Origin of the sequence: Weizmannia sp. FSL W8-0676, assembly GCF_038593015.1 — a bacterium.
GTDB classification, from domain to species: Bacteria; Bacillota; Bacilli; order Bacillales; family Bacillaceae_C; genus Weizmannia; species Weizmannia coagulans.
This window is the reverse complement of sequence record NZ_CP151954.1, coordinates 221,746-247,529: the sequence shown is the minus strand read 5'-3', so window position 1 is coordinate 247,529 and position 25,784 is coordinate 221,746. Positions and strand designations below refer to the sequence as shown.

The 25,784-nt window shown below is 47.7% G+C and carries 21 protein-coding genes; 7 read left to right on the top strand and 14 right to left on the bottom strand.

Annotation, left to right across the window (positions count from 1 at the left end; genetic code table 11):
- Positions 1-358: 358 nt before the first annotated feature.
- From NST20_RS01280 to NST20_RS01260, 5 genes are all read right to left on the bottom strand, one after another.
- Positions 359-580, bottom strand: a complete 222-nt coding sequence (locus NST20_RS01280) for a heavy-metal-associated domain-containing protein (RefSeq protein WP_017553182.1) — start codon at positions 578-580, stop codon at positions 359-361.
- A 21-nt stretch (positions 581-601) separates the two neighbouring features.
- On the bottom strand, positions 602-2,545 hold the full coding sequence (locus tag NST20_RS01275; RefSeq protein WP_342399884.1) for a cation-translocating P-type ATPase: 1,944 nt from the start codon (positions 2,543-2,545) through the stop codon (positions 602-604).
- A gap of 203 nt (positions 2,546-2,748) precedes the next feature.
- The gene (locus tag NST20_RS01270) at positions 2,749-3,501 is read right to left on the bottom strand and encodes a Crp/Fnr family transcriptional regulator (RefSeq protein ID WP_019721065.1); all 753 of its coding nucleotides are present in this window, start codon (positions 3,499-3,501) and stop codon (positions 2,749-2,751) included.
- A gap of 256 nt (positions 3,502-3,757) precedes the next feature.
- Positions 3,758-4,843, bottom strand: coding sequence for an excinuclease ABC subunit UvrC (gene uvrC / locus NST20_RS01265; protein ID WP_328192339.1), 1,086 nt, complete (start codon positions 4,841-4,843; stop codon positions 3,758-3,760).
- Positions 4,840-5,301, bottom strand: a complete 462-nt coding sequence (locus NST20_RS01260) for a flavodoxin (protein ID WP_013858171.1) — start codon at positions 5,299-5,301, stop codon at positions 4,840-4,842. Before NST20_RS01260 ends, uvrC begins: the two co-directional genes overlap by 4 nt.
- 743 nt (positions 5,302-6,044) lie before the next feature.
- On the opposite strand from NST20_RS01260, the gene gnd reads away from it, so the two are divergent.
- The 4 genes from gnd to NST20_RS01240 all read left to right on the top strand — a co-directional run bounded on the left by gnd (position 6,045) and on the right by NST20_RS01240 (position 11,066).
- On the top strand, positions 6,045-6,953 hold the full coding sequence (gene gnd / locus NST20_RS01255) for a phosphogluconate dehydrogenase (NAD(+)-dependent, decarboxylating) (RefSeq protein WP_342399883.1): 909 nt from the start codon (positions 6,045-6,047) through the stop codon (positions 6,951-6,953).
- 60 nt (positions 6,954-7,013) lie between these two features.
- Positions 7,014-7,706 carry a GntR family transcriptional regulator gene (locus NST20_RS01250; RefSeq protein ID WP_026683779.1) on the top strand — a complete coding sequence of 231 codons (693 nt, stop codon included), beginning with the start codon at positions 7,014-7,016 and terminating at the stop codon, positions 7,704-7,706.
- Between the two features lie 150 nt (positions 7,707-7,856).
- The gene (gntK, locus tag NST20_RS01245) at positions 7,857-9,413 is read left to right on the top strand and encodes a gluconokinase (protein ID WP_342399882.1); all 1,557 of its coding nucleotides are present in this window, start codon (positions 7,857-7,859) and stop codon (positions 9,411-9,413) included.
- 324 nt (positions 9,414-9,737) lie between these two features.
- The gene (locus NST20_RS01240; RefSeq protein ID WP_342399881.1) at positions 9,738-11,066 is read left to right on the top strand and encodes a gluconate:H+ symporter; all 1,329 of its coding nucleotides are present in this window, start codon (positions 9,738-9,740) and stop codon (positions 11,064-11,066) included.
- Between the two features lie 93 nt (positions 11,067-11,159).
- Here NST20_RS01240 and treR read toward each other — a convergent pair whose 3' ends face one another.
- The 7 genes from treR to NST20_RS01205 form a co-directional block, all read right to left on the bottom strand.
- The gene (treR, locus tag NST20_RS01235) at positions 11,160-11,879 is read right to left on the bottom strand and encodes a trehalose operon repressor (RefSeq protein WP_014096404.1); all 720 of its coding nucleotides are present in this window, start codon (positions 11,877-11,879) and stop codon (positions 11,160-11,162) included.
- A 40-nt stretch (positions 11,880-11,919) separates the two neighbouring features.
- A complete protein-coding gene (treC, locus tag NST20_RS01230) occupies positions 11,920-13,596 on the bottom strand; it encodes an alpha,alpha-phosphotrehalase (protein WP_014096405.1) in 1,677 nt (558 codons plus the stop codon).
- Positions 13,597-13,724: 128 nt separating this feature from the next.
- On the bottom strand, positions 13,725-15,143 hold the full coding sequence (treP, locus tag NST20_RS01225) for a PTS system trehalose-specific EIIBC component (protein WP_014096406.1): 1,419 nt from the start codon (positions 15,141-15,143) through the stop codon (positions 13,725-13,727).
- Positions 15,144-15,173: 30 nt separating this feature from the next.
- The gene (locus tag NST20_RS01220; RefSeq protein ID WP_014096407.1) at positions 15,174-15,656 is read right to left on the bottom strand and encodes a PTS glucose transporter subunit IIA; all 483 of its coding nucleotides are present in this window, start codon (positions 15,654-15,656) and stop codon (positions 15,174-15,176) included.
- Between the two features lie 532 nt (positions 15,657-16,188).
- On the bottom strand, positions 16,189-17,718 hold the full coding sequence (gene opuFB / locus NST20_RS01215) for an osmoprotectant update ABC transporter permease/substrate-binding subunit OpuFB (RefSeq protein WP_342399880.1): 1,530 nt from the start codon (positions 17,716-17,718) through the stop codon (positions 16,189-16,191).
- Entirely contained in the window at positions 17,711-18,667 is a 957-nt protein-coding gene (gene opuFA, locus NST20_RS01210; RefSeq protein WP_342399879.1) for an osmoprotectant update ABC transporter ATP-binding subunit OpuFA, read from the bottom strand. The genes opuFB and opuFA overlap by 8 nt, the downstream gene beginning before the upstream one ends.
- A 567-nt stretch (positions 18,668-19,234) precedes the next feature.
- The gene (locus tag NST20_RS01205) at positions 19,235-20,212 is read right to left on the bottom strand and encodes a D-glycerate dehydrogenase (protein ID WP_342399878.1); all 978 of its coding nucleotides are present in this window, start codon (positions 20,210-20,212) and stop codon (positions 19,235-19,237) included.
- Positions 20,213-20,383: 171 nt separating this feature from the next.
- Here NST20_RS01205 and NST20_RS01200 point away from each other — a divergent pair, with 171 nt between their 5' ends.
- Positions 20,384-20,710, top strand: coding sequence for a hypothetical protein (locus NST20_RS01200; RefSeq protein WP_235601602.1), 327 nt, complete (start codon positions 20,384-20,386; stop codon positions 20,708-20,710).
- A 260-nt stretch (positions 20,711-20,970) separates the two neighbouring features.
- Positions 20,971-21,309 carry a DsrE family protein gene (locus NST20_RS01195; protein ID WP_013858157.1) on the top strand — a complete coding sequence of 113 codons (339 nt, stop codon included), beginning with the start codon at positions 20,971-20,973 and terminating at the stop codon, positions 21,307-21,309.
- A 109-nt stretch (positions 21,310-21,418) separates the two neighbouring features.
- Here the strand turns inward: NST20_RS01195 and NST20_RS01190 are convergent, their stop codons facing one another.
- On the bottom strand, positions 21,419-22,597 hold the full coding sequence (locus NST20_RS01190) for an acetyl-CoA C-acetyltransferase (RefSeq protein WP_342399877.1): 1,179 nt from the start codon (positions 22,595-22,597) through the stop codon (positions 21,419-21,421).
- Between the two features lie 174 nt (positions 22,598-22,771).
- Here NST20_RS01190 and NST20_RS01185 point away from each other — a divergent pair, with 174 nt between their 5' ends.
- Positions 22,772-23,944: a hydroxymethylglutaryl-CoA synthase gene (locus NST20_RS01185; RefSeq protein ID WP_340702186.1), complete on the top strand. Its 1,173-nt coding sequence runs from the start codon at positions 22,772-22,774 to the stop codon at positions 23,942-23,944.
- A gap of 302 nt (positions 23,945-24,246) precedes the next feature.
- On the opposite strand, the gene NST20_RS01180 is transcribed toward NST20_RS01185, so the two are convergent.
- On the bottom strand, positions 24,247-25,536 hold the full coding sequence (locus NST20_RS01180; RefSeq protein ID WP_342399876.1) for a hydroxymethylglutaryl-CoA reductase, degradative: 1,290 nt from the start codon (positions 25,534-25,536) through the stop codon (positions 24,247-24,249).
- Between the last annotated feature and the right edge of the window lie 248 nt (positions 25,537-25,784).

Below are 25,784 nucleotides of genomic sequence, written 5' to 3'. Positions count from 1 at the left end.
ATTGAAAGGCATTTGACATCCCTTCCCGGAGATGAAGAAAAAAATCCATGGAAGTTAAGCCGAAAAAATGAAGGGGTGGTTGAAAACATTTGCCCATAAATTTACACAATAACCTGGACTTGACTCGGCTATGTTAAGAAAGCACGCAAAAATGAGGCCCTTCCTTCACATAGAGCCCATCTACGTTATAGAGGCGTTCCAGATTAGCCCGTTATTCCCGCCCCTTTCAAGCAGCAGTTGCAAAAAATGAAAAAGTTGATCCAACAACCGCGACCTTTCTGGGCTGGTTCGTATACGTCTTTCAGGTTGCAAAAAAAGAAAAGGTTGGGACCAGCAACCGGCCTCAACCTTTTCACCTTTAATTCGTCTTTACTGCTTGAACTTGATAGCCTGTTTTTTCAACGATTTCTTTCAACTCATCTGTTGAAACCTTTGCCTCGTCGAAATCTACTTTTGCCTTGCTGGCGTTGAAAAGTACTTTCACATTTTCCACGCCTTCCACTTTGTCCAGCGCGCCTTCTATTTTTTTCATACAAGACGGACAGGTTAACGTTTCTAATTGCATCACGGCTTTTTTCATTCCGTTTCCCTCCTTTTGTTTTTATTTTACATGCCGCACCGGTTTCCGTAATTGATCTCCATCAAGTTCGCCCATTTTGCTGATCTTGAACTTCTGCCGTCCGCCTTTTGGTGCAAACCCGATCAACCGCATCGCATTGAGAATAACAGCTAAAACGCTGCCTTCATGGACAAACATGCCGGCTGCAAGGTCTACCTGCCCCCGGAGAACCCCAACAAGCAAAAATACGACGACCGCCAATGCCACTGCTATATTCTGTTTCATATTCCGCATCGTTTTTTTCGAAAGGACAAAGGCATGGGCATATTGGGAAAGCTTGTCTGCCATCAAAACGATATCAGCCGTTTCGATAGAGATATCCGTTCCGCCTTTCCCCATGGCAAGCCCGATATCTGCAGTTGCAATCGCAGGGGCATCATTCATGCCGTCTCCTGCCATCGCCACAACCGCTCCTCCCTCTTTCAGTTTCTTCACATACTCCACTTTTTCATCCGGAAGCAGCTCTGCATAAAAGGCATCAATGCCCAATTGGCTGGCGACGGCCCGGGCGGTATGGCGGTTATCGCCCGTTAACATGACGATCCTTTTGATCCCGGCAGCACGCATATCCTCCAAGGCAGCCCGGGCATCTTCACGGATTTGGTCGGCGATGGACAGAATGGCTTCTAACTTTCCATTGGCTGCAATAAAAATAGCCGTATTCCCCATTTTTTCACGATCGGTTGCGTAACTGTCCGCTGATGGAGAAATAGCGATGCCTTGTGCGTCCATCCATTTGCGGTTCCCCGCTGTAACGGCGATGCCGTCAATGGTTGCCGCAATTCCTTTCCCTTTTATCGCTTCGCCTTCCTGCAAGTGGTACCGGTTAAACGGGATGCCTCTTGCTTCAGCTTCTTTCACAATCGTTTGGCCGAGCGGGTGTTCAGAGACGGTTTCCGCCTTGGCTACAAGCCCGAGCACTTCCTCTTCGCGCCTTTTGCCAAACAGGTGCACATCCGTGACTTCCGGCTTTCCTTTTGTCAGCGTGCCGGTTTTATCAAATACGAGCGTATCCACTTTTGCGAGTTTTTCCATCACATCGCCGCCTTTGATCAGCGCACCGTGTTTCGCGCCGTTTCCAATCCCCGCTACATTTGACACGGGAGCGCCAATCACAAGCGCACCCGGGCAGGCAATGACCAGGAAGGTAATCGCCTTGTGAAAATCACGGGTAAAAACAAACACAGCAAGTGCAAGGATGACAATCGCCGGTGTGTAATAGTTGGCAAACCGGTCGAGAAAACGTTCGGTTTTTGATTTTGCATCCTGGGCTTCTTCCACCAGTTCAATCATCTTTGCAAACGTTGTGTCATCCCCGACTTTTTCAGCGATCATTTCGATATAGCCGGTATCCAAAATCGAGCCGCTAAAAACAGGATCGTTTTCTTTTTTCATGACGGGGGCCGGTTCCCCGGTAACCGCTGATTCATTCACGAATGCCCGGCCCTTTGCAATGGTCCCGTCAACCGGTATTTTGCCGCCCGGGAGGACTACCAGCTTGTTTCCTGCCCGGACGCGATCTGCAGCCGTTTTTTTGCGGGTTCCGTCTTCTTGAAGCAAGATCGCTTCCTGCGGGGCCATATCCGCCAATTGCTTTAAAGATGAACGGGTTTTTTTTAATGTCCTGGCTTCTAAATAATCGCCGAACAGAAACAGGAAAGTGACAGCTGCGGATTCCATATATTCGTGGATCAGGAAGGCGCCTGCAACCGCCACCGTAACGAGCAACTCAATACTGAACGTTTTCATCCTGGCCGCTTGCCAGGCTTTGATGGCGATGGGAAGGGCAGCAGCAACGGTTGCTGCCATCAAAAAACCATCCCTCCAGGCGTAAAAGCCCAACCATTTCATCAATAAACCAAGAACGATCAAAACGCCGGCGATCCATGCCAGATGATACTTATGTTGATGGATTTGTTCTAACATTAGGACTCCCCCTCACCTGTTATACGATTATTTTAAAAGAGCCCCTTGCTTTCATCATTGACCTTTGTCAAGATTTTGGATTTAAATATACTCTGCAGGCCGGGCCATTGAAAAAGTTTGCAAACAAAATGTCGGGCGCACAAAAAGCGGCGGGCCGCCATTATAGTGGTTTCCCGCCGCTTGTTTATTTTGTTCAGTGCTTTTTAATGGTGCCCGCCGGCTGATGTTGCTTCATCTGCATACAATAACAGCCCGTCCAAATCAGGAATTTTGATTTTCTTATTTGGCAGCTGTTCTATTAATCCCTGTTTTTCCAGGTTTGTAAACTTTCGGCTGATGGTTTCGGGGGTTGTTCCCAGGTAAGAAGCCAAATCTTTTTTAGACATTGGCAAGGCAATCACTGTATCATCCGCGCCGCTTCGTTCCACACAACTGGCTAAGAAGGAGATGATTCTGGATTCCACGTTTTCGACCGCTACCCGGGCCGTTTGTTTTTCCGATTCTTCCAAACGCTTCGTGATTTCCGTTAAAATTTTTAAAGCGATTTGGGGATATGCCAGCAAATAGGCTTGAAGATCCTTCTGTTTCATCCTGCAGATGGTCGAATCCTGCAGGGCCTCTGCATAATTTTCATGAATTTCCCCCGGTTGAAAAACAGCCAGCTCGCCGGTAAAATCACCCGGGTTTAATATGCGGACAAGCTGCTCCTTTCCCGAATCAGCCAACCGGTAAATCCTCACTTTTCCGGTATGGATAATATACAGCGTATCATCTCTTTCCCCTGCCCGGAAAAGCATTTCCCCTTTTTGTAATGCCAGCGTTTCAACAGACGCCCCGATTTTCGCCATCTGTTCTTCTTCCAGATGGTTGAAAATCGGCACAAGCCGTATGCATCCCGCATGGCTGTTACAACCATGCCCGGGATGGGAACCATGGATATGATGACGGCACTCCATATGACGAGCCCCCCTAAAAAAGGATTTGATTTTGCCCAAGCGCTATGTTCATTGGATGATGGCTTAGCTTCTCATGCCATTTTACCCGGAAAACGCTTTACAGACAAATTGCCCCGGCTGCGGTATAGATGATGTGTGGCGATCACAAAACAGCTCGTGGAACTGCACGGGGCTCTATCAATGTCAAAAGCGAACCTGGCAAAGGCACTGTGGTACGCATTCTTTTGCCGGTATTGTTATGAAATTATGCGGCAGCCTACACCGTTTCAAGTTCCATTAACGAGACCTTTTCTTCCAGCGCAATGCGCGCATTTTTAGTTGCAAGCTGCACCATTTCTTTTTTCTGCCCGCGTTTCGGATGCACGATACGGGCGGAAATGCACATTTCGGCCGCTTCCTTCCCAACTGCTGCCGGAAGGAGCATTTCCTTTGGCAACGCATTGCCCCCATTGCCATAAAAATGCTGTAAAAAGCCAAGAAATGCCCTTCCCGGCTCCTTGCTTCCGATCGGCCTGAACATAACCTCCCTCTCCATAATCCTGCCATCACGCATATAAAAAACATGGACGCACATCAATCCGCCTTGCACAGCAAAGCCGAATATATCCCGGCTTATCGGGTCGTTTAACACGATATTTTGATGTTCCATGGTCACTTCAATTTGCATAATTTGTTCCTTCAGTTGTTCCGCTTTTTCAAAATCAAGCTGAGTTGCTGCCTGGTTCATTTCTTTTTTCATGTCTTTTAAAACTTCCCGGTAACCGCCGTGGAAAAAACGGACAATTTTGCGGATTTGTTCCTTGTATTCTTCTTCACCCACTTCCCTTGCACAGGTGCCAATGCACAGCCCAAGCTGGTAATACAGGCAGGGGCGGGTGCTTGATTCCGGACAGCGCCTAAGCGGATAAAGCCTGTCCAGTACTTTTTTTGTCTCCGCTGCCGCCCGGGCATTCGGAAACGGGCCGAAATATTTCCCTTTATCACGCCCTGCCTCGCGCGTTAAAATGAGCTGGGGGTGCTGTTCATCCGTAATTTTGATAAAGGGGTAGCTTTTATCATCTTTTAGCATCATGTTGTATTTCGGCCGGTACTGCTTAATCAGATTCATTTCCAGCACCAAAGCCTCCTTGTTGGTCGCTGTGACGATCCACTCCAGATCAGAAATCTCTCCGGCAAGCTGCGTTGTTTTCACATTATGGGAACCGGTAAAATAAGAGCGTACCCGGTTTTTCAGCTTTTTTGCCTTTCCAACATAAATGATTTCCCCTTCCCGGCTTTTCATCAAATAGCATCCCGGCTCTTCCGGCAAAAGGGAAAGCTTGTGCAGGATAACGGTGTTCATTGCTGCACCAGCCCCAGCTCGCGGCAGCGCAAATCAAGTTTCCGGGCAAAATCTTTACAGGCGGTTTCGATTTCTTCATCCGGGACGACATCTACTTTTAACCCGTCCAACAGCAGCTCGCACCCCTGCTTTTTCAATGCTTCCTCCATCGTATCCACCGCGGTGGCGAAATGCTCGTAAAAAGAGTCGCCGGCGCCAAACACCGCCCCTTTTTTGCCGGTTAAATCAACTTCCGGTAGCTCCTCATAAAAATCGATCATCTCATCCCAAAGATCACCCTCATCCCAGGTATTTGCGCCGATCAAAATCAGATCATAACCGGCAAGCTCGTGCGGCGATGTATTGGTTGACTCTGCTATATCAACGGCATAACCCGCTTCTGTCAGGGCTGCCGCAATTTGTTCTGCCATAAATTCTGTTGTACCTGTCATGGTTGAATACACAATGATCGTCTTCATCTTTTTTCACTCCGATCTCTTGAATTCCCCCTCCCTTTATTCTATATCAATTGTGAAAATCTGCATTTGATCTGCATCAAGTTTTAGTTACGGCCCAGTCTAAAAATTCCCATGCCGGATCGGCGGCACTTCTCTCTTGGACAATGAAAGATTTGAAAGCAAAAACATTTTACTTTTCTGCAAAAAAAGGGCATTTTTTAAAGGGATTTTCTTATTGTTTGCATAATAAATATGGATGAACCGGTGAAAATGCGATGAAAAAGATGGACGGGCGAATGTGTGGATCAGTAAAAAGTGTTCATAATAAGGGGACTGAACCATGAAAAGAAGCACAAAAATTACTTTATTTTCAATTATAGGAATAATACTATTCCTCTGGGTTATTGGCATATTAAGCTTCTACTTAAGATGAGAACAGATAAGAAAGAATCAAAGAATAGAAGCTTCAAACAGCTTAAAAACCTTCCTTTTTACCTCTAAGCCGTTTGAGGCTTCTTCCTGGTATACCCTCTTTGGATATCTGATCCGGTTTAGATACCGCCCATGCCGGATCGGCGTGCACATCTATGCAGATAAGTGGAAAAAATAGGAATATATTCTCTTCCTTGACAACAAATGCGCATTGGACTATCATGGGCTTGAAAACGAAAACACTTTACTTTTTCACAAAAAAGAAAGCGCTCACGATTATACTTGTCGACAAGTATACTAATCTTACAATCTTATGAAGAGGAGGATCTCTTATGGAAATCGGGATCGTTGGACTTGGAAAAATGGGTATGAATTTATCACTCAACATGCTGGATCACCAAGTGGATGTAAAGGCGTATGACACGTCCAGAGATGCAACCGCACAGTTGTCATCCCTTGATTCACGGGCAAAATGCTTTCCTTCATTGGAAGCGCTGGTCCAAAATCTTGAAGCCCCTAGAAAAATTTGGGTGATGGTGCCGTCCGGGGAACCGACAAACGAAACCATTAACAAGCTCAGCAACTTGCTCAGCGCCGGCGATATTGTAATTGACGGCGGCAACTCTCATTATACCGATTCATGCAGGCATTATACTTTGCTTCAAAACAAAGGCATCCATTTTCTTGATGTCGGCACGTCCGGCGGAATCAGCGGAGCCCGGAATGGCGCCTGCCTGATGATCGGGGGAGACAAGCCGGTATTTGATCAGTTGGAGCCCCTTTTTGAAAAAATTTCGGAAAAAGATGGATATTTATACACCGGAAAACCGGGAAGCGGCCATTTCCTCAAAATGGTGCATAACGGCATTGAATACGGCATGATGGAAGCATTGGCTGAAGGGTTTGAAATTCTTGAAAAAAGCCCGTATGACTACGACAACCAGGCTGTTGCAAAGGTATGGAACCACGGATCCGTCATTCGCAGCTGGCTTGTTGAACTATTGGAAGATGCATTTTCGAAGGACGCCCATCTCGACGAAATCAGCGGGGTCATGGCATCGTCCGGTGAAGGCAAATGGACGGTTGAAACCGCACTTGATTTACAAGCATCCATACCGGTTATTGCCTTATCCTTAATGAACCGGTACCGTTCCCTTGAAAAAGATACTTTTACCGGCAAAGTGGTTGCCGCACTCCGGAATGAATTTGGCGGGCATGCAGTGACCCGGTCCGGCCAGTAAGCTACCTGAAATGGAGACAGGCTTTTCGGGATCAAATTTACACGAACGGGAGTTTTGAATATGCTGCAGTTCCCTGAACAATGGATGAAAAATGCATCTCTTGGCGAGCAGATCGCAAATGAATTGCGCCTGCTGATCCTTACAAATGAAATCAAACCCGGCGACATCATTTCCGAAAACCAGATTGCCCGGAAATACGGAACGAGCCGTTCGCCGGTCCGTGATGCATTGAAAGCTCTTGCCAACGACGGCCTTATTCAATTGGAAAGAATGGGCGCCCGCGTATTGGGAATGGGGCTGGCAGATATTCATGAACTGTACGATGTACGTGAAATGATTGAGATTTTTGCGCAGCAAAGAGTGTCTGCTGCTCCACAGGAACAGTTGATCCAGTTCCTGAACGAGACGATCGATAAAATGAAGATTGCAGCAAAATACGAGAACCACAGCGATTTCGCCTATTACGATTTTTCTTTCCATGACAGGATCATCCGCCATGCCGGCCATAAACGGATCTTGAATCTTTGGAATGGCATGAAGTCCTTGATCATGGCCGTACTCCTCGTGACAACGGAAGATGTTTTTGCCCACGGCCCTGACCATCTGGCATGGGTCATTGAAAAACACCGGAAAATCGTAAACAGCCTTTTAACCGGAAATGAAGAAAACGTGGAACAATCTGTTTCTGCTTATTTTAAAGACTCAAAAAGAACACTCGATAAATCTTTTCCGGCAGAGGGAAAAACGGAGTAGGCGCAGCCTGCCTGGCACAGGGTTTTATATTCCAATCTCTTTTCGGCAATCTGGCCCGGCGGCATCACTTTTTATTACATTCAAGTTGTCGACAAGTATTCAATGAATTTGCTACGTTCGCTTTAACATACTAAAAAGGAGGCTTTTATGATGCATGACGCCTGTATGATAGGGGTTGATATCGGTACAACCAGCACCAAAGCCGTGCTTTACAGAACTGACGGGACCATTTTGGCAAATGCCAATCAAGGTTACCCGTTGTATACGCCGGATGCATTTACTGCAGAACAGGATCCGGAGCAGATTTTCCAAGCTGTCCTTCATACCATTCAGGCTGTTACAGCGAAGAGCGGCCAAAGCCCCGAAACAATCCGGTTTGTCAGCTTCAGCTGCGCCATGCACAGTGTCATTCCTGTAGATCGGGAAGGTAAACCGCTTATGCGCTGCATCACCTGGGCGGATAACCGGAGCATCGGCTGGTGCCGCAAACTGAAAGAAGAATTGGGTGGCCATGAAATCTATATGCGGACGGGGACGCCGATCCATCCGATGTCCCCATTGCCAAAACTGATGTGGCTGCGGCATGAAAGGCCTGAAATCTTTCAAAAAGCAGCAAAATTTATTTCGATTAAAGAATATGTTTTTTACCGTTTGTTCCATCAATACGTGGTTGATTATTCCATTGCCTCCTGCACCGGTCTGATGAGAATGGACACCTTGTCCTGGGATGAAGAAGCATTAAAACTGGCCGGATTAACAGCGGACCGGTTATCCAAACCTGTTCCGACCACACAGATCATGAGCGGGCTTGATCCCCAATATGCAGACCAAATGGGGTTGGGCAAAGATACGCCATTTGTGCTCGGCGCAAGCGACGGTGTGCTTTCAAATCTCGGCGTGGACGCGATTGATCCGGGCGTTGTTGCGGTCACCATCGGCACAAGCGGCGCGATCCGGACCGTACTGGACCATCCTGCTGCTGATCCAAAAGGCAGGCTTTTCTGCTATGAATTGACGGAGGATAAATGGGTGGTAGGCGGGCCTGTCAATAACGGAGGCGGCATCTTGAGATGGGCAAGGGATGAATTTGCAGCTTCCGAGGTTGAAACGGCGAAACGGCTCGGCATCAGCCCTTATGATGTGCTGACAAGAATGGCATCGCGTGTGAAACCGGGTGCGGACGGGTTAATTTTTCAGCCGTATTTCAGCGGGGAACGCGCACCTTTGTGGAACCCGAATGCCCGGGGCGCCTTCTTTGGCTTAACTTTGCATCATGAAAAACAACATATGATCCGGGCCGTGTTGGAGGGCATCATTTACAACCTTTACAGTGTCATGCTGGCCATGAAGGAAAGAACCGGAGAACCGGCACGGATCCAGGCAACCGGGGGATTTGCCCGTTCACCGCTTTGGCGCCAGATGATGGCAGATATTTTCAATCAGCCGGTCAATGTTCCGGAAAGTTTTGAAAGTTCCTGTCTGGGGGCGGCTGTGCTTGGCTTGTATGCGACCGGGGAAGCGGACAGCCTGGATGTCGTTTCCACAATGGTTGGTTCTTTACATAGCCACCATCCGGTCCCGGAAAACGTGGCGGTTTATGAGCAGCTGTTCCCGATCTTCATCCGCCTTTCGCGCAAACTGAACGATGAATGGAACGATATTGCCGCTTTTCAACAATCGCAATTTGGAACAAAAGCGGAAAAATAAACCAGGCAGTAGCCGCGGACTGAATAACCGGCCCCGCCTTTGCAAAACGAATGCGAGGCAAGCAGTAGCCGCGTTTTAAAGCATACATTGCCCGACGCCGGCCGCGTTTTAAAGCTGCAGATGAATGCCGGCTTTAGCCGGACATTTTCTCCGTTTGAACCGGGAATGTTTTTCAGCCGGCTCCGGAAACAAGCCAGCCCTATTTATACATCGGCGGTGTTGCGGACGGGGGAAAGGCCCCCTGTTTTGCATCCAACTGATAGAGGCCATTCGCTTCATCAGCAGCTGATGCCCTTAAAATTATAAAAGAAAGCAGTGATTTTCATGAGCAGTGCTTATCTCATCACGATAACCATCCTTGCCATTGCACTCGTCATTGTCGGGGTCACATGGTTAAAATGGCATGCATTCATCAGTCTGTCGGTTGCTAGTTTGGCTCTTGGCCTTACAGCCGGCCTGCCAATCACGAAAATTGTGACGGACTACGAACAAGGTGTCGGGGGCATTCTCAGTTCATTGCTGGGGATTCTCGCGCTGGGCACCATTCTTGGGAAAATGATGTCCGAATCAGGCGCCGGTATACAGATTTCAAATTACTTCACCCGGGCATTCGGTGACCGGAATCTTCCATGGGCCACTTTCTTTGCCGGCTTGATTATCAGTATTCCGGTATTTTTTGAAGTCGGGCTTGTCATTTTGCTGCCGCTTGTGATTGCAATCCAAAAAACAACGAAGAAAAATCTTTTGCTGATTGCGATCCCGATGATTTCTGCATTATCCATTTCACACGGCATTGTCCCGCCCCATCCGGGAGCAATGGCAGCGATCGGCATTTTTCATGCCGATGTGGGGCAAGTTTTGCTTTATTCATTGATTGTCGCTTTGCCGGCCGGTATCATAGGCGGCCCGTTATTTGCTTATTACATCAGTAAAAGGGTAAAGCCGGAGACAGAACCGAAAGTAGTGGCGGCAAATGTTTCGGCAACCTCTTATCCGTCTGTCGGGGTTTCCTTTTTTACGATTTTACTGCCGATTATCTTAATGATTGGGACGGTTATTGTTCCGTTCGTCCGGATGCCTGCCCAATTGGCCCATTTTTTAAATTTTATCGGAAACCCACTGATTGCATTATTGATTTCAGTGTTTGTCGCCTATTATTTGCTTGGAACCAGACAGGGCATCGGGCGGAATTTGATCAATAAACTGACCGGGGAGTCCCTCGCTCCCCTTGCATCGATTATGATGATCATCGGTGCAGGCGGGGCATTTAAACAAGTGCTGATTTCCTCCGGTGTCGGTGATGCGATTGCCCAGGTTGCCACGCAATGGCAGCTTTCCCCGCTTGTCATGGCCTTTGTTGTAGCCGGCCTGATCCGGATCGCAACCGGTTCTGCGACGGTCGCGCTGACCACGGCGGCAGGCATCGTCGATCCAATTGTTGTCCATATGACGGGGATCAATCTTCCGCTGTTGGTTATTGCAACCGGCGCAGGATCGCTCATGTTCTCCCATGTCAACGATGCCGGTTTTTGGCTTGTTAAAGAATATCTCGGGCTGTCTGTCAAACAGACGTTTAAAACCTGGACCGTATTGGAAACCTTGTTGTCGTTTGCAGCATTCTTTATTGTCCTGATCATCAATCTGTTTGTATAATCAGGAAAAACACGGGAGGATTCCTCCATGCACAAAAATACCCTGGCGCACATCGCCAGGGTATTTTTTGCACTTGGCTTTAAACAAATCCGCTTACCGGTGCTCCCGCCTCGCGAAATCGACAAACCGGAATTTGTCCAGCCTGTGGCGCGATTCGGTATATTGCAAAAGGCTTGCATCATCCAAATAAACATGGTTCCGGACAACGACGACATGATTGTACTCGCCCATGTCCAGATACTTGTAGTCTTCCTCTGTTGCTTTTTCGACTGTGATTTCTTTTTTCGCAAAGCTGATCACAAGGCCGAGCGTTTTTTCAAAATACTGGTAAAGCGAGATTTCACAAATATCTCTTGTAATCGACGGGACAAACTTTTTCCGGATGTAATCCTTATCCAAAATGATGTTCTCATGGTCAATTTCCCGCGACCGGACCACCTGCCATACTTCTTCTTTTCCGGATATTTTCAACTGCCGGGCCAGGGCATCGTCAGGTCTAATAAGGACAAGTTCATGGACATTCGTGCGCCATGCCTTCCCTGAGCTTTCCGCAATTTCACGGAAGCTGACAAGGCCCGAAACCGGAAAATCAAATTTTTTCACGTCCAGTACAACAGAACCTTTTCCCCGGATTTTTTGAATATAGCCATTTTGGGATAACAGATTGAGGGCTTTCCGGATCGTCTCCCTTGAAGCCCCGAATTGTTCCGCCAAAATATGCTCGGATGGCAGGAGGCTACCTGCTTCCATTTCCCCGTTTTCGATTTTTTCAGCAAGCTGATGGTAAATCGTGTAATACTTGTTTTCTTTCATTTGGGATCACCACTTGTATTGTACCATGGCAAAACCGGCATTACGATTCTGTCAAAAAGTACACAACAGATTCATACGGACGCAGAGTGAAAGAATGAAAATCCAGAGGAGAATCGGGATAATTGGAAATCAATATTTCAGCTACCCCGTCCAGTGTACCCGGCAGCTCAAACTGCACCGGTTCTCCGTAAAAATTATTCACCACCAGCAGCTTGCCGTCTTCACTTGTCCGCAAATAAGCAAAGATTCGCGGATGGTCCGGAAGCAATAGCTGAAAGTCCCCATCTGTGATGACGTCATACGTTTTTCTTAACTGAATGAGTTTTTGATAATGGTAAAAAACGGAGTTCGGATCTTTCAGCGCTTTTTCTACGTTAATATCAGGATAGTTGGAAGCGACTGCAATCCATGGCGTGCCTTCGGTAAACCCGCTGTTTTTCGTACTGTCCCATTGCATCGGCGTACGCGAATTGTCCCTTGATTTCCGCATTAATATTTCCATGATTTCCGCATGGCTTTTTCCACGGCTCTGTAAAATGTTGTACATATTAAGGGACTCGACATCCCGGTACTGTTCAATCCGGTCAAAATGCGCATTGGTCATGCCGATTTCTTCTCCCTGGTAAATATAAGGCGTTCCCTGCATCATATGGATCACCGTTGCCAGCATTTTCGCCGATTCCACCCGGTACTTGCCGTCATCTCCGTATCTTGATACGATTCTCGGCTGGTCGTGGTTGCACCAGAATAAGGCGTTCCAGCCGCCGCCTTTATGCATGCGCGTCTGCCATGTGGACAGAATCTTTTTCAGTGCTAGAAAATCAAAATCGGCAGCTGTCCACTTGTCGCCGTTTTCGTAATCGACCTTCAAATGATGAAACTGAAACACCATGTCCAGCTCACGGGAAGCCGGGTTCGTATAGCGGATGCTGTTTTCAATCGTGGTTGAAGACATTTCCCCGACAGTCATCGCATTATATTTTGAAAACACTTTCTCGTTCATTTCATGCAAAAATTCATGGATGCGCGGGCCGTCCGTATAAAATTTGCGCCCGTCGCCCGGCGGGACTGATCCGTCATCATCGGGGAAATCCTGGTTTTTGGAAATCAAATTGATGACATCAAGGCGGAAGCCGTCAACCCCTTTTTCAAGCCAAAACTTCATCATGGTGTAGACTGCTTCCCGGACTTTTTCGTTTTCCCAGTTCAAGTCCGCCTGTGTCACATCAAACAGGTGCAAGTAGTACTGCCCGGTTTTTTCATCGTATTGCCATGCCGGCCCGCCGAACTTGGAGACCCAGTTGTTCGGTTCTTTCCCGTCTTTCGGGTCCCGCCAAATGTAGTAATCCCTGTACGGGTTGTCTTTCGATGATGCGCTTTCGATAAACCATCTGTGCGCGGTTGAAGTATGGTTGACAACGATGTCCATCATGATTTTTATATTTCGTGCATGCGCTTCTATAAGCAGTTGCTCAAATATTTCCATCGTACCGTACGTCTCATCAATGGCATAGTAGTCGCTGATGTCATACCCGTTATCGCGCTGCGGGGACGGATAAACCGGCGTCAACCAAATGACATCGATGCCAAGCTTTTTCAAATAATCTAGTTTCTCAATAATCCCTTCAAGGTCGCCAATGCCATCCCCGTTTGTATCTTTAAAGCTTTTAGGGTAAATTTGATAGACAACTGCTTTTTTCCACCAAGGTTGTTCCATTTTTTCCACTCCCAAATTGCTATCGTCGTAATGCCATGAAGGCTCGAAATATGATTTGGATGTTAAAGCGATCCAATTTTATATAGCCGGAAAGCGGCCTGCCATTGTACAGTCCGCTTTCCTGTCCTTTACGCTTTTTGTCTTTTTAATTTACCGAACAAGAAGGTCAGCACGAACGGCACGACAATGACGATCGCCATACCGGTAAAAAACGTTCCCCACGAATGCGGGAAGATGGACAAGAATCCAGGGATCCCGCCGACGCCGATGGCCGGGGCTTTCACATGTCCGGTTGCCAGTACAATCCCTGCAATGGCTGAGCCGATCAGTGCGCAAACAAACGGATATTTGAAGCGGAGATTGACACCGAACATCGCCGGTTCCGTAATACCGAGATAAGCAGAAACGGAAGATGTGCCGGCCATCCCTTTATCCACTTTGTTCTTTGCCAAAAACATCATGGCAAGCGCAGCCGAACCTTGTGCAATATTGGACATGCAGAGAATCGGCCACAAATACGTGCCGCCAGCGCTCGAGATCAACTGGAAGTCGACCGCAAGAAAAGCCTGGTGCATCCCTGTAATGACAAGGAGCGCATAGCAGCCGCCGTAAAGCAGGCCGCCGATTGCCGGTACATGGTTAAATACATATACGACAAGGCCTGTAATCCAGTTCCCGATGCCAAAAGTCAGCGGCCCGACTGCCACGAATGTCACAAATCCGGTTACAAGTAAAGCAATGGGGGCGACAAGCAGCAACTGAATGGCATCCGGGATCCGTTTTTTCAGCCATAGTTCAAGTTTCGCCAGAATAAAGGACGATACGAGGACCGGCAGCACCTGCCCCTGATAGCCAATTTTATTGACATGCCAGCCAAACAGATTCCATACCGGGATAGAGTGGCTTTTCAGTGCTTCACCGTATGAATAAGCATTCAATAAGTCCGGATGGATCATCATCGCGCCGAGCACAATCCCGAGAAGCGGATTGCCGCCAAACCGTTTCACAGCCGACCACCCGATTAAGATCGGCAGGAACGTGAAGGCGGTATTGGCAATGATGTTAATCATGTCCGCAAGACCGGCCCAGCTTTCGTGAACTTGAATAAAAGACTTATGGGCGTAAAAAATGCCCTGGCCTGTCAAAAGATTGTTCAATCCCATTAACAAACCAGCTGTCACGATTGCCGGCAAAATCGGGATGAAAATATCGGAAAGCATTTTGACAAATCGTTGAAGCGGATTCATTTTCTTTGCGGCTTCGTTTTTCACATCTTCTTTTGAAGCGTGCCCGATACCCGTCAGTTCAACCATTTTGTCATATACTTTGTCCACTGTCCCTTGGCCGATCACAACCTGGTACTGTCCGTTTGCTGAAAAAGAACCTTTGACAAGATCGATTTTCCCCAGTTTTTCTTTGTCTACTTTTCCTTCATCTTTTAATGCAAACCGCAGCCGTGTCACACAGTGCGTTGCCACGGCAATATTGTCTTTTCCGCCTACTGCTTCAACAATTTGTTTTACAGATTCATTGCTGATTTTCGCCATGTTGTCATTCCTCCTGTCTTGTTGGCGATCTTACAACTGGGCAACCATGACCACCGTTTCTTTCGGCATAGCATCCAAATTTATTTTTTTGTCAAGATGAACTGCCTCGCCGTTTGTCACCACGATGGATGTGATGGTATCCGCCGCTTTTTCTTGAATCAATGCCAGATCAAAGGTGATGAGCGTATCGCCTTTTTTCACCTTATCGCCTGCTTTTACAGCGGTTTCAAATCCTTCCCCGTTTAATGTCACCGTTTCCAACCCAATATGAATTAAAAGTTCCAGCCCGGATGCGCCGCGCAGCCCGATGGCATGCTTCGTCGGAAAGACTTGCACCACTTCCCCGTCAAATGGCGCCACGAGGAGGCCTTCGGTTGGTTTTATCGCAATGCCGTCCCCCATCATTTTTTCGGAAAAAGTTGGATCCGGCACTTCTTCAATGGCAACAACCTGCCCTCTTACCGGAGCAAAAATACGTTCTTCCTTTGGCTTCTTTTGAAATAATTTAAACATGATTGCCACCTCACTTTATTTCACAAAACCGTTTTCATTTACTCGTAATCTTGTATATACATCTTACATTCTCATCATATCCTGTATATACAAGTTTGTCAATAGCGCTTTCTTTTTCCCAGAAATAAAATGCTGCCGGTGTTTCATGGGGTGGGAAAATACGATTCAGGCATTGATTGAAGAGGCAAGGGGCAGACTACTAGATATGCTGATGCTAGGGCAGGGAATTGAAAAATTGTGGCAGGATCGTGGAATAACCTAACATGTCGATGGACGAGGGCAAAAATAAACTTAAGTTTTTACCATAAGCTCAAGCACCCATTTGCATGATAACTCCATTTTACAGCAGGCAACAGGCTGCAATATTTTGTGCATTTTATATCGCAGACAAATTTCGTGCCGGGCAATTTCCACCCGATACGGGGCGAAATTCCCGGCACAGATTAAAACTTTGGACTACCTTTGCAACAAGAGGTTCACGCATTCAACGATGCACCGTAACGTTTCCGCGGCACGCCCCGGCATAATCCGGTCACTTTTTCAGGAGCCCTTCTTTTACTAAAAAGGCTCTTGCAACATCTTCCGCTTTCTTACCTTTGACACCGACTTCATCATTCATTTTCTGCATTTGGGTGTTTGTAATCTTCCCGGCCAGCTTGTTCAATGCCGGCACAATTTCCGGATATTTGTCAACCGTTTCCTGCCGCAATAAAGGCGAACCCTGGTATGGCGGGAAGAAATGCTTGTCATCTTCAAGAACGACCAGGTGATACCTTTGCAGTTCGCCATCTGTGGAGTAGGCGTTCATTAGATTCACTTTGCCTTGTTGGATGGCATGGTACCGTACAGACGGATCCATTGTCACCACATGAAAATGCAACCCGTATTTTTTTGACAAACCGGGATATCCGTCTTTGATATCGGCAAATTCGGGGGTAAATCCGGCTTTTACGTCCTGTTCGACTTTTACAAGGTCCGATATCTTTTTCAAATGGTATTTCTTTGCAAAACTTTGCGGAACTGCAATCGCATAAGTGTCATTAAATTTCATTGGGCGTAACAATGCCATGTTGTATTTTTTGGCCATACCTTCTTTGGCTTGTGCATACACTTCCCTGCTGTCTGTGCTAACAGGGTTCTCTTTCAGCAGGTTGACGATGGCTGTCCCGGAAAATTCCGGATAAAGATCGATATCCTTTGACTGCAACGCATTGAAAACAAAGGTTGTATCGCCCAACCCTGTTTTTAACTTCACTTTTAAATCTGTGTTCTCTTCAATCAGCAACTTGTACATATTGTCCAGAATTTCCGGTTCCGACCCCAGCTTGCCGGCAATCACAATCGTTTTTTGCCCGTCTTTATGAAGCAAGTTTGGCGCAACCAGTGAACCAACGATCAACACGATCATCAAGATAAAAATGCCGGATGCCACCTTCATCTTCTTAAAAGAAACTTTTTCAAGCTGCCGGAGCAAAACATCGAAAAGAATGGCCAACAAGGCGGCAGGAATGGCACCGAGAATGACAAGGGCATAATCATTCCGGTCAATGCCAAGCAGGATAATGTCACCCAATCCGCCGGCTCCGATCAGCGCCGCAATCGTCGCTGTTCCGATGATCAAAATAGCCGCCGTCCGGATCCCCGCCATGATAACCGGCATGGCCAGAGGGAGCTCCACTTTGATCAGCCGTTTTCTTCTGTTCATTCCCATCGCCCTTGCTGCCTCCAATAAGGAAGGGTCGATTTCTTTTATGCCAGTATAGGTGTTGCGCAAAAGCGGAAGCAGCGCATATGCGACGAGCGCAATCACAGCCGGGACGGTCCCTATGCCAAAAAGCGGGATTAACAGGCCGAGCAAAGCTAAAGAAGGAATGGTTTGCAGCACGCCGGTTATACCAATAATAGTTTCCGCAATTGTTTGTTTCCGCGTTAAATAAATACCAAGCGGGATCGCGATCAATAATGAGAAAAAAAGCGCGATTAATGAAATCTCTATATGTTGTAAAAGGGCGTCCAAAAGCTGGGCTCTCCGGTTTGAAAAGGTGGTGATGAAACTACTCATGCATCCGGCCTCCATCCCTTAAGTATTGTGACATGACTTTCATGGCGTGCGGGCGGTTGATCACCCCGACCATTTTTCCGCCATCCATAACGGCAATCTGTTCAAACGAGGCCAGCTGTTCGAATACCTCTGCCAATGGAGCCTGTAAAGAAACAGTTTTCGTTTGGGGCAATATTGCCTGTTCATCTGTAACCGGGACCATGAGTTCCTCCAGGCGGACCGGTACCTGTTTATTCCCGACAAATTCGCGCACAAAATCGTTCACGGGGTTGGTTAAAAATTCATGCGGCGTCCCAACCTGAACGATTTCCCCGTCTTTCATGAGACAAATCCGGTCCCCGAGCTTTAATGCTTCCCGCATATCATGGGTGACAAAAACGATTGTTTTTTTCAGCCTCTGTTGAATTTCAAGCACATCATCCTGCAATTTTTCCCGGCTGAACGGATCGAGCGCGCTGAATGGCTCATCCATCAAAATGATTTCCGGGTCGGCAGCCAAAGCCCTTAGAACGCCCACTCTTTGCTGCTGTCCCCCTGAAAGTTCATGAGGTTTCCGGTTCCGGTATTCTTCCGGATCCAGGCCCACCATTTCCAGCAGCTCATCGACACGGGCATGGATTCTTTTTTTGTCCCAGTTTTTCAGTTCGGGCACAATTGCAATATTTTCCGCGATAGTCATGTGCGGGAAAAGCGCAATTTGTTGGAGCACGTATCCGATATCCCAGCGAAGTTCATGAATGTCATAATCGCTGATTATCTTTCCGTTGATTCGGACCCAGCCTTTTGACAATTCGATAAGTCGGTTGATCATTTTTAATGTTGTCGTCTTCCCGGAGCCGCTCGGGCCGATCAGAACGAAAAATTCCCCTTTTTCTATTTCCAAATCCAAAGACTTTACAGCAAGGGTCCCGTTCGGAAACTGTTTCGATACATGTTCAAACCGGATCATTTTATCTCTCCTTTATCATGGATTCCTGATTATCCGGCACTTGGTCTTCACCGGGTTTTCGGAATAGAATGTTTCTGCATTCAGCGGGTTCGTGGGCTGGGGCGGCGTTTTTTGGCAAAATGCCTGCCCGCTCCTTCATTTATAGCCTGCCTGTGTTTATTTTTAACCAAAATTTTGTGGGCTCTCATTACTTAGAACGGTTCCATTCCGGGCCGGCATAGGATATTTTTACAAAATAAATCCGTCCGAAAAGAACAATTGTTCCTCATTATATTACATAGACTGATGGTTTGTCTACATCCCCGCTTACTCATTGATATACCCCTTTGGAAAATAAAAAAAGCGGATGGCCCCGCCGTGAAACCGTGGCGTTCCCCGGCAAGCAACCCGACCGGGGGACGCCCATTGAAATTATTTTTGTCAGAACCGTTCCCATTGCCATCAGGGTCCTTCACCCGTGTCATTACTTGACAACAGGCTTTCCCTGCATCATACCAAAACAAAACAGCGCTTACCGGACGAATCGGGATCTCCCCTCAATTGGAATCGTTCAACAAGCATTCGCGATTACGCCCGGCCGCGAAAAACTTCCCGGTTAATCAAATTGGGCGGGCATTCTCCAAGCAGCCCCTTCGTGAGATTTTCAACCGCAAGTTTTGCCATTGCATATCGTGTTTCATGGGTAGCAGAGCCGATATGCGGAAGGGTGACGACATTGTCCATTTTTAAAAGCGGGTTATCCGGCGAAACGGGTTCCTGTTCATATACATCAAGGCCGGCCGCATAAATTATTTTTTCCTGAAGGGCTTTGACAAGCGCCGCTTCGTCTACTGTCGTGCCCCTTGAACCATTGACAAAAACGGCCGTTTTCTTCATCAATTTGAATTCCCGTTCCCCGATTAACCGGTGCGTTTCCGGGGTAAGCGGCACCATCAGACAAATGAAATCCGATTTTTCCAGCAGTTCATCAAGCTCACAGTATACCGCATCATACAGCTGCTCGGCTTCCGGGTCGCGGGAACGGTTATGGTATAAAATGTCCATATCAAAACCGAAATGGGCCCGTTTCGCAATTTTGCTTCCGATTCTGCCCATACCGATAATGCCAAGCGTTTTATGGTGGATATCAATACCGTAATGTTCAGTAGAAACAGGCGCTTTCCAATTCCCGGTTTTGACAAGCCGGTCCAGTTCCGTAAATCGCCGCGCCGCTGCAAGCATCAAGCCAAAGACAGTATCCGCTGTTGTTTCATCGAGCACACCCGGCGTATTGGTTGCCATAACCCCCCGCTCTGTCAGCAACGGGATATCGAGATTGTCATATCCGACCGTTATATTGCTGATGATTTTCAAGGTCGGTGCGTGATCCAGCAATTCTTTTCCCGCCCGGAGCCAGGAACCGAGCAGCCCGTCCGCTTCCGTTAAGCCGGGCAGAAGATCGGAAATATTCTTGCATCCTGGTATGTAGCGTACCTCAAATGTTTCCTTCAGCTTTTCAATCAAATCCTCAGGCAGTTCGCTGTATACCAATACTTTTTTTGCCAAATGATCCATCCCCCTTTGTTTACGCTATTCTTGTAAAATTATAACAAAGAATAAGACAGGCGTCCTTTGGCCGGTTTCACCGGTTTCCGGCAATGTGTGATTTCCTGTAATCTCCCGGCCAAAATAGGAAAGGATAAGAAAAAGCCAATCCTGGAATCGGGGTGTTGAAGCATGGTATTCCTTATCATCTTGATGATTGTCCTGAATCTGTTTGCTTTTCTCATGCCAAAAAAATTTAGCGGCATTGAAATGCTGTGTACCACCCTGTTTGCCATGTACCTTGAATTAATCGTCAATTTATTTCTGGATATCAAATATGATCTTTTTGGATATTTTACAAAAGGCGTCGACTGGGAAAGCCTTTATTATTTGTTTGGGATTTATCCGGCCATCAATATTCTCTTTATCAACTTTTTCCAAACCGGTTCCGTGCCCGGTTTCTCTATATTGCAGGATGGACGATCGTGGCGATGGTTTTTGAGTTTTTGTTCATCATGACGGGTACGTTTTACTACAATGGCTGGAAACCTGTGTATTCTGCTATTGCGTATCCTATCCTCTTTTGCATCCTAGCGTTATTCTATCAGCTTGTTCACCTGCTTTTGCTCAAATATACCCCAAACCGCTAGGCACCCAAATAAATGGTTAAAGAAACCGCGGCACTGAACGCCCCGGGCTTGTGGCAGCCGCCATATCTGGCACGGGAAAAGTCTGGCAGGATTTGCTAAAATAGAAAGAAAGTCATTGAGGTGGAGACATTGAAAAACAAAGTTATTTTGCTTGCATCGGATCAGCTTGGAAAAGGCGAACAAGAATTGGGGGAAGGATTGTTGGAAACCTTCTTTACCATCCTGAAACAAAAGGAAGAACTGCCGGCCGCTGTGTTTTGCGTAAACCGCGGTGTGTTTACGTTAACAGAAGACTCGCTCGTTTCCCTTCAATTGAAAGAATTGGAGGAAAAAGGCGTGGACGTTCTTGCTTGTAAAACCTGTGTGGACTTTTATGGGCTAAACGAAAAACTTGCAGCTGGAAAAATCAGCAGCATGGCACAATTTGCAGAATTAGCATCCAAATATGAAGTCCTTACCTTATCCTGACCCAAGGGAGAAAAATGCTATCCGAAATGAAAAAAAGAGGAAAAGCCTTGCACCGGGCAGGGCTTTTCCTCTTTTTTTAAACATCCGGTCCGGCAAAATGCCAGTGGTGTCAGGAGCGCCCGACCAGCATCGAAATGCCGATGCCGCCGCCGACACAAAGCGAGGCGAGGCCGGTGCGCACATTTCTTTTTTCCATTTCATGTAAAAGTGAAACGAGAATTCTTGCGCCGGATGCCCCGATCGGATGCCCCAGTGCAATCGCGCCCCCGTTAACATTGACTTTTTCCGGATCAAGCCCCAAATCCCTGATAACGGCAAGGCTTTGGGAGGCAAAAGCTTCGTTCAGCTCGATTAAATCCACTTCTTCCAGGGATACACCGGTCTTTTCAAGCAGCTTTTGAATTGCGTAATAAGGGGCATACCCCATGATAGAAGGGTCCGTTCCTGCTTCTGCATACCCTTTGATGACCCCGAGATAAGGAATCTTTTTTTCATCCGCAAGTGATTTTTCCATTAAAACTACAGCAGCTGCGCCGTCATTGATCCCCGAAGCATTCCCTGCTGTGACAGTGCCATCTTCGAGAAAAGCGGGTTTCAGCTTCGCGAGCCCATCAAGCGTCGTTTCGGGGCGGACATGCTCATCCTCGGTAAACAGCATCTCGCTTCTTCTCTGTTTTACTTTTACCGGCACAATTTCGTCTTTGAAACGGCCGGCCTTTTGCGCCTGCGCGGCTTTTTGCTGGGATTGAAGCGCAAAACGGTCCTGTTCTTCGCGGGAAATGCCGAATTTTGCCGCCACATTTTCCGCCGTCAAACCCATATGGATGCCTTCAAATGCATCCGTCAGGCCGTCGCGCAGCATACTGTCTGCCATCGCCATATTGCCAAGCTTATGGCCCCAGCGTGCCTGTTCTGCAAGAAAGGGCGCACGCGACATGTTTTCCGCCCCGCCGGCAACTGTTATTTCCGCCTCACCAAGTTGAATCATCTGGGCAGCAAGCAGCACAGCTTTCAATCCGGAGCCGCATACTTCATTCACGGTTACGGCAGGCACTTCATACGGAATGCCGGCTCTGACTGCCATTTGCCGGGCCGGATTTTGGCCGAGACCCGCCGACAGAACATTGCCAAAAACGGCATAATCGACCTCCCGTGCAGAAACGCCGGCGCGCCGGATCGCTTCTTCTGCGGCAATCGCGCCCAGTTCCACAGCAGATATATCTTTTAAACTGCCGCCGAATTTCCCGATCGGGGTCCGGACGGCGCTGATAATCGCAACTTCATGCATATACGTTTACTCCCTCTCTGTCATTTCTCATCCACAATCTTTGCAACTTGTACTATAATGGGAAGGTGTCAGTGTGTCGTGATAAGTTGTATTTCGACACCGTTTATATTAAATTATTTAGTACAGTTTCTCAAATTTCAATAACAATTCCTGTAAAAAAGGTGTGAATAGCTGTTGCAAATCGGAATAGACAAGATCGGGTTTTATACCCCGCATTTATATGTTGACATGGAAAAACTGGCACTTGCCCGGAATGAGGACCCTGGAAAATTTTTAATCGGAATCGGCCAGGAAAAAATGGCCGTCGCCCCGGTGACCCAGGATGCGGTGACGCTCGCAGCCAATGCGGCGCTCGAAATTTTAACAGACGAAGATAAAGAAAAGATCGATTTTGTTATTTTCGGCACGGAATCCGGCGTCGACCACTCGAAGGCAGCCGCAATTTATGTGCACCGCCTGCTCGGTTTAAAACCGGAAGTGCGGGCCGTTGAAGTGAAAGAAGCATGCTTCGGTGCTACGGCAGGGCTGCAAATGGCAAGAGGGCATATCGCCCTGCATCCGGAAAGCAAAGCGCTCGTGCTCGGGTCGGATATTTCAAGATACGGATTGAATACTTCAGGAGAGGTTACCCAAGGGGCGGGCGCCGTCGCCATGGTCGTAAGCGCCCATCCGAACATCCTTGCGATCGAAGAACCGAGCGTGTACCATACGGAAGACATCATGGACTTTTGGCGGCCGGTCTATTCGGATTCCGCTTATGTGGACGGCAAGTTTTCCAATGAAAAGTACATCGGTTTCTTCCAGACCGTCTGGCAGCAGTACAGAGAAAAAACCGGCTTTACGTTAAGTGACTTCGAAGCCATTTGTTTCCATATGCCATATACAAAAATGGGCTTAAAAGCGCTGAGAACGGTGCTGGATGAAACGGATGAAGACGGGCGCGAAAGGCTTCTTGCCCATTATGAAACAAGCAAAAGTTATAACAAAATCGTCGGGAACATTTATACCGGCGCTTTGTATTTGAGCTTGCTTTCCCTGCTTGAACAAAATACAAAGATAGAAGCAGGTGCGAGGATCGGCCTGTACAGCTACGGGTCCGGCGCAGTCGGGGAATTTTTTGCCGGGATCCTGCAGCCGGGCTATCGTGAAGCCTTGCAGCCGGCCCGCCATCAGCAAATGCTCGATGCGCGGAAAGAAATTAGCGTTGCCGAATACGAAGCCATTTTTACAACATCGCTTCCAAACGACGGATCGGCCGTTACCTTGCCGGTGAACGAGGATCCGGCCACCGTTTGCCTTGCCGGAATCGAAGGGCACAAGCGGCAATACATCAATAAAAACATGTAAAAATGAGAGGCATGCTTAAAGCGTGCCTCTCGTTTTTGCTAAAGAGAATAAGCGCAGGCCACTTTTCAAAAACGGAGATGTCGCCGTAAGCACGGGCCTCAGTGGTTCCATCCAGCTTTAGGAAAAACCGCCTGCCTGCCAGAAGCCGCTGAAAAGCTCCAAAAGAAGAAAACGGTGGGACATCACCATAATCGTGTCTCACCGTTTTTTTTCTATATTTTGTTCAGTACCTCGGTATTCTTGGCGCCGTTTTTCATACCCGCGTGTTTTTTCTTCCTATCTGTGTTCAGTGCCCCCGCCTGTCATCCTCTGATTTCTTTTAAAATTTCCTTTGCCGTAGCAAGATCAATTGTCCCGCTTTGTTTTAGTTTTTCTGCAACCCGGTCAATTTCGCTTCCGGAGGCACCTGCTGTGATAGCGAGCGATTTGGCGTGCAGTGCCATATGCCCTTTTTGAATCCCGTCTGTTACAAGAGCTTTGATGGCGGAAAAGTTCTGGCCAAGCCCAGCGGAGACAATGATCGATTCCAGTTCTTTTGCATTTTGGTAACCCAGCAGCCGCTTGCTGAAACCGGCAGCAGGGTGGATGCTGATCTGGCCGCCGACTGTCCCGACCGGAAGCGGAAGGGTGAGGCTGCCAAGCAGGTCTCCGTTTTCTGCTTTGCTCCAAGTAGAAAGGGAACGATACTTGCCGGACCTTGCTGCATAGGCATGGGCGCCCGCTTCAATCGCGCGCCAATCGTTTCCGGTTGCGATCACAACGGCATCGACGCCGTTCATAATGCCTTTGTTATGCGTTGCAGCCCGGTAAGGATCCGCGTATGCAAATTGGGCGGCTTCAATGATCCGGTCGCGGACTTCTTCACCGGACATGCCGTTTTTTTCAAGCAATGACACGGGAATCCGGCATTCGGTCGTTGCCAGGCATTCAGTGGCATAATTGGAGAGAATGCCCATTAATGCCCGTCCCCCTGTCCGCTCTTCCAAATGCGGTTTGATCGCCTCCGCCATGGTATCGATGATATTCGCACCCATTGCTTCCCGCGTATCAATATGGAGATGAACAACAAAAAAAGCAGGCGTGCCGGCTTTTTCATCAGCCGGGATCAGGCGGACTTCCAGTTTCCGGGCTCCGCCGCCCCGCTTCACAATCGAAGGCTTGGCCTCATTCGCCGTTTGCAAAATATCTTCCGCATGGGCCATCACCACCGTTTTCGCACGGATCGGATCCGGAACGTCCATTAATGCCACCTGCCCGATCATCATACGGCTGCTCACTGTCGTCCGGAAACCACCTGCCTTGTTGATGATTTTTGCCGCCGAACTTGCCGCCGCCACAACAGAAGGCTCCTCAATCGCCATCGGGACGACATACTCTTTTCCGTCAATCAGAAAGTTCAATGCCGTACCATATGGCAATTCATATTTGGCAATCTGGTTTTCAATCATATGGTCCGCCGTTTCATCCGGCAGCACAAGCCCTTTTTCAAGCAGCGCGGCATCTTCGGCTGAAATGGCCTTCGCCTGTTCCAGTGCCTTGATTCTTTCAAGTCGATTTTTTTCGTAAAATTTATGCAAAGGTTGCTTGTCCATGTTTCCCTCCTCTGTGCGCGATAAAGTGCCATACATTTATTTTAACGCATTTCAGGGGGAAAACCAGCCATCCATTTTTCCAGCTTGCCATCTTCCTGCGTGCATTTCTTATCTTAACAGCCATGCAGATAATTTTTCCATAATTTAGTTTACTCAGAAGAAACGGGGTGCTCTCCGCTTCATAGTTGAATTATAAAAAATTTTGCCTTTTTCTCGGTATCTCCGAAAAAAGCCGGAGATTTTCGTTA